The sequence below is a fragment of the Sphingobacterium sp. UBA7249 genome, from assembly GCF_002472835.1.
GTDB classification, from domain to species: domain Bacteria; phylum Bacteroidota; class Bacteroidia; order Sphingobacteriales; family Sphingobacteriaceae; genus Sphingobacterium; species Sphingobacterium prati.
Map to the genome: position 1 here is coordinate 138112 of NZ_DKST01000001.1, position 13446 is coordinate 151557.

The window sequence follows — 13446 nt, forward strand, 5'->3', positions numbered from 1 at the left end:
CTTACCTTGGATTTGGAGTTAAACCTGCATTAATAACATCTTGTGGCAATTGTATAGCCCTTCTATTGTCATTTGTCGTCAACACATCTGAAGATACAGAACCCACAGTACCCCCAGACAATGTTCTTCTATAAACCTCTATACCATATCGTTTAATATCAAACCAGCGAAGCCCTGTATGAAGCGTATGAATTCGACGCATAAAGAGTACAGCATGAATCATATTCTCCTGTGTACCAGTCTCAATCGTATATTCAGGGTTATTCAATTTCTTCTTTGGTGTCGGAACCTTTGGCGTGTAATACGCAAAGTGATTCCCCCAGTTATTTATCCCTTCCACCGTCATTTTCGAAGCAAAAGTCACCGTATTACCTGCCCAAAGCTGCATATCCTGAATGGCTACCTCGTAATTTTTCAAGTGAATATTAGCCTCTGCCCTTGTGAGAAGCGCTTCCTCCGAAGTCAGTTCTGTCATTGTCGTACGGGCAAATCCCGTTTGTGCCACTGGATCAGTAAATTCAAATAGATATGGGAAACGAGGCAAAAGTGCCTTATCAATATTGGTTCCGCCATACACATAAGCCCTGATCCGATAATTTGTAGAACCTATTTGAATAGTTCCAGATTCAATACCAGGCCAATTAGAAGGTGCCAAGTATGGAGCTATCGCAAAAAGAGTTTCCTTTCTTGCGATGACAGCATTATGATTATATCGCGACTCCGTATAATATGCTCCAAACATAAGCCCTAAACTTGAATAGGGTGAAAACAGGAGAAAATTAGCCTTCAGTGTACTGCTGTTATACTCACGCGCAGCATTGCTTTGATCTGCCGCAAATGCCGCGACTTGCGCATAGTTTCTTAACGACTCGGCAGGATCTCCAAGCGCTTTAGAAGCATAATCAGCAGCTTTCTGCCATTCGCCCATAAATAAATATACGCGTGCAGCAAAGGCATAAGCAGCAGTTTTGTTGAAATGGTATTTTGCCGTGGCACTATTAGCATATGCCGCATCATCGATCAATGGTATCCCTTCTTCTAGATCTTTAACCACATTATCATACACCTCTGCTACTGTATTCCGTTGGTATTTAGGAGAAAGAGTGGTTTCGGGCTTCGTCATATAGGTAACACCCAAATCAGATTTTGAAGTACTATGATTGTAATGTTTCCCAAACAAGTTAACTAACATAAAATGATTATATGCACGGGCCACCAACGCTTCGCCTCTTTGAGGCTTGAGGTTTTCCGGGTTTCCCGCTTTTTCTATAGCTTCTAAAGCTGCATTGGCGCTAGATATTGCCTTATAGGAAGCCATCCAAAATTCGTTGATATCGTCGTTGTCTTTTTCCGTAATTTCAGACCAGTTAAACATTTGCCCAGATAATCTAGAAGAATAGGGATTTGTTGATCCATAATCATCGACATTATCAGAAGACAACTCTGCCGTCATCACATAAGAGCTTGTGGGATAAGCAGAAGTTAAGATTTTCCCTATCTTATCCGCATTATTTAATTCAGCACGGTTATCTGGAAGTTCATCCAAATATTTATTACATGAAGTAAACCCAATGAAACATCCCGAGAGTAGCAATATATTTAAGAATTTAGTTTTCATTTCAAAAAAGTTTAAAGTCCTAATCGTACAGTTAACGTATATTGTCTTGGTATTGGCAAAGCAACCCCACCAGAGTTGACAAATTCGGGGTCTTGCCCATTTAACCGCTTGTCAGCGTACAGCAACCATAGATTGGTGACATTCAATCGAAAGCCCAAAGAGGAAACTTTAAAAGAATTAACAACATTTTTAGGTAAATCATAACTCAAGGACAAATCCTTCAAACGAATAAAGTCACCTTTTGCAATATTAACCGAGGAATAATTGTAAGCATTATAAGCATATTTATAATCTCTGTCATTCCTTACAATCCGTTTATCGATCATTACTGGTACATTTGTGATCAGTTCATCTCCAGGTACGGTCCACGAATCCCAGAACTCTCGCGTGGTTGCTGTTAGATCGGTATATTGAGTTTTATAAACAGGATCCAGACGAACAACATTGCCGAACGAATAAGTAAAAAAGACGTTCAACTTGAACCCTTTATATCCAAAGATATTTCCAAAACTTCCCATGGTTGTTGGTTCAGTCGGGCCTTCGTATTTTAAATAACCAATTTTATCCCGCTCCTGAAAGTTGAGTCCGGTGGTTGTAGGGCCGTCTGGTCCTGTAAAGATTGGAAGTCCATTAATATCCAGCTTTTCAAATGGAATTGAAAATAAGGATCTCACTGGATACCCTTGCAATCCAAATCCGTTCCCTGAGATCAAATCAACAACTTGCTTATGATTTTCCATTTCCGTAATTTTGTTTACGGCTTTGGTGAAAATAAAACTAGAGTTCCACGAAAAATCTTCATTTCTAAGAATTGTTCCCGCTACACTCAATTCTAAACCATGTGAATTCATTTTGGCAATATTTCCATATTTCGAAATTTGTCCGCCCAACCCCTGCGTATTAATTTCCCCGATTAGATCATGTTGTTTACGTGTATAATAATCCACATCAATTGCGAGGCGATTATTAAACATACCTATTGAGGTTCCGATATTGAATTCCTTTTTCTTTTCATAAGTAAGTAAGGAATTTTCGAGGTCTTTTATCTGCAAACCTGTTTCTTTATCTCCAGCATTAGGGCGCCAAGGATTATAACTTTCTAAAATAGCTTTAGAATTTGTCACAAAAGAAGGTCCCCTATCAGCTGTCAAGCTATATGATGCTTTAAATGACAAGGTGTTGATAGGAGAGTTCCAATTCTTGAAGAATTTTTCATTATGTACATTCCATAAACCAGCAACGTTCCAAGTTGGCAACCATCTTGCCGAAGTAGATTTACCCAATCTATTGGTACCTTCATACCTCAATGTACCATTTAAAGTATATCGTTCGTCGTAGGTATAGTTTGCTTGACCAAAGAAAGCCACTTCCCTATTTCTTGTATTAATGACTTTAAAATAGTCGCTGTTCTCTTCCTGCCCCTTTTTAAATACATGATAATCCGTGAATGGAATTTCCCCTAGGTCATATTGAATTCCCCACCCTCGATACCAGTCATTATTCCGTGTATCATTGTTGACAGTTGCTCCCCCAAAAGCATATAATTTATGTACTTCATTAAACGTATTGTTATAATTGAAATTAAACCTAAAGTTCTGAGAGACCATCTTGTAATCTGTGCGATTGTATATTCCACCATATGGTAATACGGAAACTGGAACAGCGTATGGATCGTCGGGATTTTTATATAAATAAGGGTTCTTATCTCGTATAATCGTATTTGGCATCGCACGATAAGCAAGCGCCTGATTAGAATAATCCTTCACATAATGCTGCTGCGAAGATTGTTGATAGCGCAATGCCCCCATTGCTGTCAATTCCAATTGTTTTAAAACCTTCCACGATAACTCGCCTTGAAATTTATAATCACCCACATTAATATCCATGTAATTGTTTCGCAATTCATTCAGGATATTGAAAGGAGCATAATTTCTAATGTAAGACTCTTTCGCATCCAAGGTCCGAGATGTATTCATTGCATACGAATATGGGTTGATATCGAAATCACGTTTTACTTCCATATTGACAACATCAATTGTTTGGCCGAGAGTCCCTGGAGCACGTTGATCGCGATACGATCCATTCGCTAGCAAATTCAATTTTAAATTGTCAAGCAAATTATATCCCGCATTAAACATTGCCGTGTAACGCTTCACCCCGCTTTGCCTAGCCCATCCTGGGTCATTGATGGCACTTAACGATGTATAATATTGAGCTTTCTCAGTACCGGAAGTCAAACTTATTGAATGGTTTTGCATCACATTTCTACTAAACAATTCTTTAAACCAATCTGTGTTCCTGTATTCGGCCTGGCGCAAATAAGCATTTCGTGCCGTCTCTGTATTTTCCAATTTACCAGCATTAATCATCTGGTACATTTTACCATAGACGCCGCTCTCAGAAGCCACCGAAACGTCAGAAAGATTAAGCCATCCACGTTGGTTCATAAATTGATACATGGACATTTGCTCCTGGGAGTTCATGATATTAAAACTATTATAGGATGGAATATCTCTCGACGTAAATTCACCTACATAATTAAATGAATTCCGTCCCACAGCACCTTTTTTTGTGGTGATCACGATAACACCTCCCATGGCACGGGCGCCATATATTGAAGTCGCTGAACCATCTTTTAAAACTTGAAATGATTCAATATCATTTGCGTTTAATCCAGCAACGGCAGAACTTATTAACGTCAGTGCATCTCCAGAAGATAAAGCATCCGAAGAAACATCTGCCACATCCTCAATAATAATCCCATCAACAACCCAAAGCGGCTTCGAACTACCGTAAATTGATGTTGCCCCACGGACACGGATCTTCGGAGCCGAACCGAATGTCCCAGAAGTATTTTGCACGGAAACACCAGCAACTCTCCCTTCCAGAGAACGACTTGGATCAGGTAACCCGCCCAATTCAACGTCTTTCATATTGACTTTGGCAGTTGCCCCAGTAAAGTTCTGACGATCTATTTTTCCCCCCAAACCTGTTACTACTACTTCATCAATTTGTCTTTCATCAGTAGCTAATACAATTGCTATCGCATTTCTACCATTTACAGGTACTTCAATAGTAGAATAACCTACAAATCTGACAATTAAAGTAGCACTAGATAAAGCGGAAATTTGGAAACTACCGTTTGCGTCCGTTTGAGTAGATAGAGAGCTCCCTTTTACAGTTACTGTAGCACCGGCCAATCCTTTCCCCTCCTTATCTCTTACCGTTCCGGAAATTGTCTGTTGTAAGGAATTAGATGCCCCATGGTCGATAGTTTTCCCATTGACAGAAATCGTATTGGCAATAATCTTATACTCAATATTATTGCTTTTCAAAACGGCATTTAATGCAGCTGCAACGGAAGCATCTTTCAGATTGACATTGATCCTCACTTTGGAATCAATATTTTCCCCATAAAATAACTGCAGATTGGATTGTTTGGAAATCGCATTCAGCGCTTCTTCAATCCGTGCATTTTTCATTTTCAACGTAACTTTCTGCGCAATGCCATTGGCTTGAACTCCGGTCACAAAGGCGAAAAGAAGGCAGGTACTAATTTTCATAATACGTAAAGGTTTGCTAAACCGCGGGTCATGAGGTATCAGTCGCCACGTTTTGCCAAATGGTAAGTTATTCATACATTTACTCTTTGTGGTTAATTGGGTTTACTAAATTCGCTTTTTAAATTTTTAGGCCTTTTTTAATCATTTCTGGACAGGGATGCTGCAACATTCCTGTTCTATTTTTTTAGGCTATCGGTTAGGTATTGATCGATCACATAGGCACTCCTTTTTTATTTATTTTCTATTGTTAATTCTTTTCCATTAAGTTCAAATCTCAGGTCACAAACATAGCTAAGCATTTCTAACACCTCTGACAGCTTAACATCACGCTTGAAATTGCCGGTATACACTTTATCTAATGCCACATCTTTCTTGAATTTCACCTGGATATCGTACCATTTAGACAGTGTAGAGGCTATCTCAACAATGGTTTCTTTCTTAAAATAAAATTGATTATGATGCCAAGAAAGGTCGTGTTCTAAATCGGCTTTTCCTTTCCGGAGCTGTTCTCCTATGAGATTCGCATATTCTCCGGGTTCCAGGACGATCACATTTCCAGAATGACTTACTTGTACTCTACCCGAAGATAATGTGGTACGAACATTATTACTATAAGCATTGATATTGAAATGTGTTCCCAATACTTTTACTTCATTCCCCTTGGACTCTACATAAAATGGTCGCTTTGCATCATGTGAAACCTCAAAATAGGCCTCACCGTCCAAAATTACCCGGCGTTCGTTCTTATCGAATTTTTCAGGAAATTTAAGTTGCGAATTTGCGTTGACCCAAACTTGGGTACCATCCTCCAGATTTAATTTATAGAAATGCCCTTTAGGAACGACTAATGTATTGTATTCAATTGCCCATTCTGTCAGTGGTGCTACTACAGCAGCAGTTCCGCCTTTAGTCGCCGCTACAACAATTTTCGGGTCTATTGCCTTCACCGAATTTTCCAAAGGCACCACAGATCCATCTGCCAGTAGCAATAAGGCACCAGATTGTGCTGGCAAGACATCTTTTTTAAGAACCTTTTGAGCGACCTTTGTACCAGAACTATTTGCTTCTTTCTCACGAAGGTAAAATATTACCGCACCGAATAACAGGATAAAAACAGCTGCAATGCGGAAAAATGGCCAATAATTAATCTTTTTAGGATGTCTAACAGCATTCACTTTTTGCCAAGCCTCTCCTTCGTCCAGATCTGCAAAAAAATTCAGATCCTGCTCAATATTTTTTGCACTCCGAAATTCGTCAATCAGTTTGTCGTTTCTTTTGTCAGATTTGCGCCAATGCTCAATTGAATCACGCTCAGCAACAGTTTCCTGTCCACGAAGTAACTTATGGATTAGTTTGGCTATGTAATTGGTATTAGCTTTCATATCTATAGGTTAGAAACCCTATAGATCGATACGGGGTGACAAGAAATTAAAATTATTTTAACAAAAAAATAACAAAGGGCAAAAACTCAGGATGCAGTTTTTCCAGTAACATCTTCATACCGCGCTGTTTTTGAGTTTTAACGGTATTCACACTGATCTGGAGCCTTTCGGTGATCTCTAAATTGGATAAACCTTCGAGATACCCCAATTTGAAAATTTGCTGACAGGCAGCCGGCATTTCTTGAATAATCCGATAGACTTCATTGATGACCTCCGTATGAATGATGGATAGTTCGACAGAATGTTCATCTTCTTCGGTAAAACAGACTTGTGACCAATATTTCTCCTTCACCTTTTCGTGCCGGATATATTTTAAACAGGAAAACCGAACAGCCGTATATAAGTAGTTGCGCACAAAATTCTCAGATTCATCCATGCGTTGTTTTTCCTTAAAAAAAGCAATAAAAGCTTCCTGTACCAAATCTTCCGCAACGGAAGGCTCCCCTACGAATTTCCATGCAAAGTGACACAAACTTTTATAATGCTGTCTAAATAACTTTTCTTCAGGTCCCATAACATAAAACGGGTATAACAAACAATTGATCAGTCGCGATTAATGGAGTTCGACAAACTAGTCTATTGTAAAGATAGAATTTTAATCTTATTTTAACAATTATTAACATGTTTATTACATATTTTGCAAAAACAACATCACTTGCCCTATCTTATATCAACTAATTATAGACAATACATTCAGCTGTTGTTTTCTAACATAACTTAGATTCCGTCCTTCAAGAAATCTTACTATCCTGCAAAATAAAACCTCTTTTATTGTCTTTATACGAAGCAAAACATTCAAAAAATTCCAAATTTCCGTCTTTTTTCACTATATTGTAGACTTTCATAAAAAACCTTCATAGCCAGATAAGTATCAACAGCAATAAAATTTCGAAGGTTCTTATTGAAAAATAAATACTCCAATAAAAATTAAAACAAAGACTAAATGCTATTTACTGTTCTGTCAGGATTAATAACATCGAGCCTTATTGTTCCATTTGGTCGATTCCTAAAAACCAGATGGGGTTTTATTCTCGCATTCTTACCGGTACTCTTATTTTTGTATTTTACAAAATTTGTTGTACCCATCGGCCAGGGATCTTATTTTGTCCAATCCACAGCTTGGGTTCCATCGCTAGGTATCAATCTGGATTTCAAATTGGATGGACTTTCGCTACTTTTCACCCTGTTGATTACAGGGATCGGAGCGTGTATATTCTTTTACGCGAATTCCTATCTTAAAGGACATCGGTACATTGATCGATTTTTTGGCTACCTCTGTTTGTTTATGTCTGCCATGTTGGGCCTGGTACTGTCCGACAACATGCTGCTCCTTTTTATCTTTTGGGAACTAACTTCCATCAGCTCATTTTTCCTCATCGGATTCAACAATGATAATGCTGATTCCCGCAAAAGTGCGATGACCGCACTATCCATTACGGGCCTGGGTGGTTTCTTCCTGCTGGCAGGCTTTGTATTAATGGGCAATATCGCTGGCACCTACAATATAACCGAACTTGTAGACAAGGTCGCTTTGATTCAACAACATCCACTCTTTCCGCTGGTTTTTGGATTGGTAGCGCTTGGCGCCATCACAAAATCTGCACAGTTTCCCTTCCATTTTTGGTTGCCGGGTGCAATGAAAGCGCCTACACCCGTATCCGCATACCTGCACTCCGCTACCATGGTGAAAGCAGGGATATATTTGCTGGCCCGCTTTTCACCAATCTTGGGCGGAAACCCAATCTGGATGTATTCGCTTATGATCATCGGTGGAATTACCATGCTCTACGCGGCATTCCACTCGCTTTTCAGAACTGATCTTAAGGGCGTACTAGCCTATTCGACGATATCCGCACTGGGGATCTTGGTTTTCTTACTTGGTCTTGGATCTAAGGAAGCAGTCATCGCAGCAAGTGCTTTTATTCTCGTTCACGCCTTATACAAAGCTGCGCTGTTCCTAATTACGGGTATTATAGACCATGAAACCGGAACAAGGGATCTCACGGTCCTACGGGGCTTGCGCAAAGTCCTGATGCCTGTTGCCATTGCAGGCTTCCTTGCGGCTCTCTCCAGTGCAGGCGTACCCTTGACCCTTGGATTTATTGGAAAGGACCTGATCTACGAGGCTACTTTACATGCTACCCCTAGTTTATTCCTCTACTTGACAATAGCCGCCGTAGCGACAAACATACTCCTGGTATCGGCTGGATTTATGGCTGGAATCAAACCCTTTATGGGCAAATTACCTGAGCAGTTTGACCATATCCATTTACCTTATAAATCTATGTGGATCCCGCCGTTGCTGTTGGCAATACTGGGTGTGATCTTCGGTTGCTTTCCTGGTTTCGTGGGCAACTGGATTGCTGGTCCAACCGCAAACAGTATCCTTGCGCAACAAGAGGTATTCCACCTAAAAATATGGCATGGCTTTAACCTGATACTTTTACTGAGCACCATAACCATTTTTGTTGGAACGCTCTTATTTATCGCCAACAAGCCCAGTCATAAGAAACTTGCCTGGATTACTACTTTTGAAAAAATCTCTCCAGCATATATCCTCAATGTATGTGCCCGAGAAATTGAATTATTTTCGGCCTTTTTTACCGCAAAGATGCACAACGGCTACCTGCGCTCCTATTTATTAAAGATCATTCTATTTGCAGAGCTATTGATTGGCTATCAGCTCTACCTAGGCGGTCCATTACATATCAAATGGGACACCTTGTCTCCGGTGAGTTTTTATGAGGTAACCACAGTATGTATCTTAGTCGGCGCCATTGTACTGACGATCAGAACTGCATCAAGGTTGACCGCAGTGGTCGCAACAAGTGTTGTGGGCTATGCGATCTGTCTAATCTTTGTGTTCTATAGTGCACCAGATTTAGCAATGACCCAGTTTACGATCGATACGCTAACGGTGGTTCTTTTTGTACTGGTCCTTTTCAAATTACCGTCTTTCCTAAATTTGGCAAACCGGCGTACCATCATTCGGGATGCAGCTGTCGCCATCATATTTGGTATTCTGCTCTCTATGGTAGCTTTACGGGTGTTACATGAACCCACCACCACCGATATCAGTGACTTCTATGGCGACTATGCTTATGTATTAGCTAAAGGAAAAAATGTTGTCAATGTACTGCTTGTGGATTTTAGAGGCTTTGATACCATGTTTGAAATTGTGGTATTGAGCATTGCCGCACTAGGAGTCTACAGCTTATTGAAATTACGTTTGAAATCATCTGATAAAGAGTGAAAATAAAAAGGTTAAAATTAGAAAATAAAAAAGAGAGTCAGTTGACAAGCCGCAGGCTTGTACAACCAAAATTTCAATACTCGGATCTCACTACTCAATACTAAATGAATAGCACAATATTACAGACAGCAACGCGATATCTCTTACCGATACTTTTATTATTTTCGGTATTTCTCTTGCTCCGGGGGCATTATTATCCCGGTGGAGGATTTGTAGGCGGCTTGGTGGCATCAATCGCTTTTGTATTGCATAGTTTTGCCTTTGGCCCTCAAAACACCATGAAGCTCATTCAATATAAGCCCTTGTCCTTAATTCCCATCGGTTTGGGAATCGCTGCGGTGAGCATGTTTTTACCCACTTTTTTTGGTTACCCTGTCATGACCGGACTGTGGCTGGAGGAAAAGATCCCCGTCATCGGTATGATCGGCACCGCATTATTTTTTGATCTCGGTGTATACTTTGTGGTCATCGGTGTAGTATTAACTATTTTATTTACAATTGCTTTAAATACGGAAGAGGAATAATGGAACTGATTCTCGTTTTATTGATCGGTATTCTATATGCCGCCGGAATATACCTCATTTTGCGACGCAGCATGGTGAAATTGCTGTTGGGGATTATGTTATTGGGCAATGGCACCAATATTTTGATCTTTTTGTTGGGTAATATTATCAAGGGTAAGCCGCCCATTATTGATCCTGATTTAAAAGTATTTACGGACATCTATGCGGATCCTATTCCGCAAGCGCTTATTTTAACTGCAATCGTGATCAGTTTTGGCTTGACTTCGTTTGCTATTGTACTGCTTAAACGTGTTTACGCATTGCTGGGCACGGATGATTTGGATGATTTAAACACGCCTGAGGAAGAAGATATATGATAGACAACCAGATTATTGCCACGGTGATCGTGCACCTTTTTATTGCCATTGTACAACTGATGTTCTGGCGGAAATCGACTGCGCAGCGTTTTTTGAGCGTAGGTGGAAGTATTTTAGCACTTATTCTTGCGTTTAAGCTTTTTTTTAAGGTCTATGACGGCGAAATCCTAACTATGAATGCGGCCAATTGGAAGGCTCCTTTTGGAATCGTCTTTGTTGCGGATCTATTCAGTAGTACACTTGTTCTCCTGACTTCTATCGCAGGTCTTGCCGTCTCTATCTTTTCCTGTGTCGGCGTCGGCAGGCAACGTATTTTATATGGCTATTTCCCTATTTTCCATTTCCTCATGATGGGGTTAAATGGGGCCTTTTTAACAGGTGATATTTTTAATCTCTACGTCTGGTTTGAGGTTATTATCATCTCTTCCTTTGTGCTGATGACACTAGGTGGACGTAAATCACAATTGGAAGGTGCAGTAAAATATATGGCCATGAATATATTGGCTTCTACATTCTTCTTGACAGGTATCGGTATCTTATACGGGATCTCTGGCTCGCTCAATATGGCTGACTTGGCCATGCGTATACCCAAGATACAAAATCAGGCACTCGTCGAAATTACAGCTACTTTTTTTCTGATTGGTTTTGGTATCAAATCTGCTGTTTTTCCGCTTTATTTTTGGCTTCCCTCTTCCTATCATACACCGCCTTCAGCTGTCGCCGCGACCTTCGGCGGATTATTGACCAAAGTGGGAATCTATGCCTTATTCAGGGTATTTTCTTTATTGTTTATCCCTAACCATTTCACCAAAGAATTGTTGGTCATATTGGCTGTACTCACGATTTTAACCGGCGCTTTTGGTGCTTTGATCAAGACTAATATCCGGAGATTATTCTCCTACCTGATTGTTTGCCATATTGGTTTTATGATAGGCGGTTTAGGTTTATACAGCAAATGGGCGCTTTTGGGTGCTATTTTTTATCTTATTCACGATATCATGGTAAAAACGAACTTGTTCTTAATGGCAGGTGTCATTCGACAGCTCCGGGGTACCATGGATATGAATAAATTGGGTGGTCTTTATGCACAATACCCAAAGATTTCCTTACTTTTCGCTATTGTCCTCTTCTCCTTGGTAGGTATTCCACCTTTATCCGGATTCTGGCCCAAAATCTATCTTTTTAAAGATGCCTTTCAATTGGAGAAATATGCTTTTGCTGGAGCACTGATCATCGGTAGTTTTATTACGCTCTATGTAATTGCCAAAATGTGGGCTCAGGTCTTTTGGAAGGATGCCCCACAGCCGGAGATCATCGAGGACAAATTTGCCAGAATGGTCGGCTACCGAAAAACAATGCTGCTCCTGCCTGTTATTATATTGGCATCTGCATCGCTTTATATCGGATTTAACGCAGAGGCTATTATACACGTTGCAGATCGGATCGCTACGCAACTATTGGATACTTCACCTTATATAAATGCTGTATTGGGAGGACAGAATTAATATGATAAAGCAGTTTTTAATGAACCTCATGCTCTCCTTTATTTGGGTGGCATTGACAGGATCAATGTATTATTCAAATTTCCTGTTCGGTTTTTTACTTGGCTTTGCCATTCTTTGGATCATGAATAAGAATGAGGCGGATCAACGTTATTTCTATCGTGTTCCAAAAACAGTCAGTTTTATTCTTTTTTTTCTCTGGGAGATGATCGTCGCCAACGTTCAGGTTGCTTACGATGTCATTACACCAAAGTTTTTTATTAAACCGGCCATCGTCAAGTATCCTATGGATGCCAAAACTGATCTGGAGATCAATTTGCTTTCAACGTTTATATCACTCACACCGGGCACACTTATTTTGGATGTAAGCGAAGATAAGAAAACGCTTTTTATCCATGTGATGTACATGAAGAGCAAGGAGCAATTTGTCTCCACACTTAAAAACAATGTTGAACGAAGACTTTTAGAACTCTTACGATGACTTTAAACAGCTACTTCGATTATGTTATCCTGCCGATATTAACCTTATCGGTCATACTGGCTTTTATCCGTTTGTACAAGGGTCCACAGATCTTTGACCGGGTCATCGCCCTGGATCTCATTATCACAATTGGAATTGGAATTATTACAGTCTATAGTATACGTACTTCCCAGGAAGTATTTTTAGATATTGCCATGATTTTGGCACTAATCGCCTTTTTAGGAACTATAGCTTTTTCATTTTACCTAGAAAAACAAAACCATGATGACTGATATTACTTTAGCCATTCTAAGCACTATCGGGGCGCTGGCCATATTATTCGCCTCAATCGGCATTTTACGGATGCCCGATTTCTATTTACGGCTTTCTGTGACTGTAAAAGCAGCAACCTTAGGGGTGGGTCTTTTATTGATCTGCGCTGCGATGACTTTCCCCGAGGTATCTGTAACGACCAAAGCAATCGCAATTGGCTTTTTTCTAATTTTGACCGCACCGGTCGCAGCACATATGATCGGACGGGCTGCTTATATACAACGTGTAAAAACCTGGAAAGGAACAACCTTAAACGACCTGGAAAAAGAGGGACAATTGGATTGTAGAAAAGAAGATTTCTAGTCGTTGTTAGCTAGACGCGACTGTGCATCGGGATCCGCAAGTGTTTTTCAAGATTAAGGCATCAAAATTTAGTTTTGATGCCTTAATTGTAT

The 13446-nt window shown here is 40.0% G+C and carries 11 protein-coding genes; 7 read left to right on the forward strand and 4 right to left on the reverse strand.

Annotated features, from left to right (window positions below; all coding sequences use genetic code 11):
* Position 1 precedes the first annotated feature (1 nt).
* The 4 genes from B4A24_RS00565 to B4A24_RS00580 all read right to left on the reverse strand — a co-directional run bounded on the left by B4A24_RS00565 (position 2) and on the right by B4A24_RS00580 (position 7137).
* Positions 2-1618 (reverse strand): RagB/SusD family nutrient uptake outer membrane protein, encoded by a 1617-nt coding sequence (locus B4A24_RS00565; protein ID WP_293941258.1) that lies wholly within the window; start codon positions 1616-1618, stop codon positions 2-4.
* 11 nt (positions 1619-1629) lie between these two features.
* The gene (locus tag B4A24_RS00570; protein WP_293941260.1) at positions 1630-5181 is read right to left on the reverse strand and encodes a SusC/RagA family TonB-linked outer membrane protein; all 3552 of its coding nucleotides are present in this window, start codon (positions 5179-5181) and stop codon (positions 1630-1632) included.
* Between the two features lie 230 nt (positions 5182-5411).
* Positions 5412-6563: a FecR family protein gene (locus tag B4A24_RS00575; RefSeq protein WP_293941263.1), complete on the reverse strand. Its 1152-nt coding sequence runs from the start codon at positions 6561-6563 to the stop codon at positions 5412-5414.
* 52 nt (positions 6564-6615) lie between these two features.
* Positions 6616-7137, reverse strand: a complete 522-nt coding sequence (locus B4A24_RS00580; RefSeq protein ID WP_293941266.1) for an RNA polymerase sigma-70 factor — start codon at positions 7135-7137, stop codon at positions 6616-6618.
* A gap of 429 nt (positions 7138-7566) precedes the next feature.
* Between B4A24_RS00580 and B4A24_RS00585 the strand changes: the two genes are divergently transcribed.
* The 7 genes from B4A24_RS00585 to mnhG all read left to right on the forward strand — a co-directional run bounded on the left by B4A24_RS00585 (position 7567) and on the right by mnhG (position 13354).
* Positions 7567-9876 carry a putative monovalent cation/H+ antiporter subunit A gene (locus tag B4A24_RS00585; RefSeq protein WP_293941268.1) on the forward strand — a complete coding sequence of 770 codons (2310 nt, stop codon included), beginning with the start codon at positions 7567-7569 and terminating at the stop codon, positions 9874-9876.
* Between the two features lie 104 nt (positions 9877-9980).
* On the forward strand, positions 9981-10400 hold the full coding sequence (locus B4A24_RS00590) for a Na+/H+ antiporter subunit B (protein WP_172396330.1): 420 nt from the start codon (positions 9981-9983) through the stop codon (positions 10398-10400).
* On the forward strand, positions 10400-10756 hold the full coding sequence (locus B4A24_RS00595; RefSeq protein WP_104383872.1) for a Na+/H+ antiporter subunit C: 357 nt from the start codon (positions 10400-10402) through the stop codon (positions 10754-10756). The genes B4A24_RS00590 and B4A24_RS00595 overlap by 1 nt, the downstream gene beginning before the upstream one ends.
* Complete coding sequence (locus B4A24_RS00600) at positions 10753-12261, forward strand: proton-conducting transporter membrane subunit (protein WP_293941275.1); 1509 nt, start codon at positions 10753-10755, stop codon at positions 12259-12261. The genes B4A24_RS00595 and B4A24_RS00600 overlap by 4 nt, the downstream gene beginning before the upstream one ends.
* A 1-nt stretch (position 12262) precedes the next feature.
* Positions 12263-12739, forward strand: coding sequence for a Na+/H+ antiporter subunit E (locus B4A24_RS00605; protein WP_108634981.1), 477 nt, complete (start codon positions 12263-12265; stop codon positions 12737-12739).
* The gene (locus B4A24_RS00610) at positions 12736-13011 is read left to right on the forward strand and encodes a monovalent cation/H+ antiporter complex subunit F (protein WP_172396328.1); all 276 of its coding nucleotides are present in this window, start codon (positions 12736-12738) and stop codon (positions 13009-13011) included. The genes B4A24_RS00605 and B4A24_RS00610 overlap by 4 nt, the downstream gene beginning before the upstream one ends.
* On the forward strand, positions 13001-13354 hold the full coding sequence (gene mnhG / locus B4A24_RS00615) for a monovalent cation/H(+) antiporter subunit G (RefSeq protein ID WP_246250972.1): 354 nt from the start codon (positions 13001-13003) through the stop codon (positions 13352-13354). Before B4A24_RS00610 ends, mnhG begins: the two co-directional genes overlap by 11 nt.
* The last annotated feature ends 92 nt before the right edge of the window (positions 13355-13446 follow it).

Coding starts and splice junctions, on each gene's coding strand:
- B4A24_RS00575 (WP_293941263.1), bottom strand. CDS start 6,563: ATGAAAGCTAATACCAATTACATAGCCAAACTAATCCATAAGTTACTT.
- mnhG (WP_246250972.1), top strand. CDS start 13,001: ATGATGACTGATATTACTTTAGCCATTCTAAGCACTATCGGGGCGCTG.
- B4A24_RS00570 (WP_293941260.1), bottom strand. CDS start 5,181: ATGAAAATTAGTACCTGCCTTCTTTTCGCCTTTGTGACCGGAGTTCAA.
- B4A24_RS00595 (WP_104383872.1), top strand. CDS start 10,400: ATGGAACTGATTCTCGTTTTATTGATCGGTATTCTATATGCCGCCGGA.
- B4A24_RS00580 (WP_293941266.1), bottom strand. CDS start 7,137: ATGGGACCTGAAGAAAAGTTATTTAGACAGCATTATAAAAGTTTGTGT.
- B4A24_RS00585 (WP_293941268.1), top strand. CDS start 7,567: ATGCTATTTACTGTTCTGTCAGGATTAATAACATCGAGCCTTATTGTT.
- B4A24_RS00605 (WP_108634981.1), top strand. CDS start 12,263: ATGATAAAGCAGTTTTTAATGAACCTCATGCTCTCCTTTATTTGGGTG.
- B4A24_RS00590 (WP_172396330.1), top strand. CDS start 9,981: ATGAATAGCACAATATTACAGACAGCAACGCGATATCTCTTACCGATA.
- B4A24_RS00610 (WP_172396328.1), top strand. CDS start 12,736: ATGACTTTAAACAGCTACTTCGATTATGTTATCCTGCCGATATTAACC.
- B4A24_RS00600 (WP_293941275.1), top strand. CDS start 10,753: ATGATAGACAACCAGATTATTGCCACGGTGATCGTGCACCTTTTTATT.
- B4A24_RS00565 (WP_293941258.1), bottom strand. CDS start 1,618: ATGAAAACTAAATTCTTAAATATATTGCTACTCTCGGGATGTTTCATT.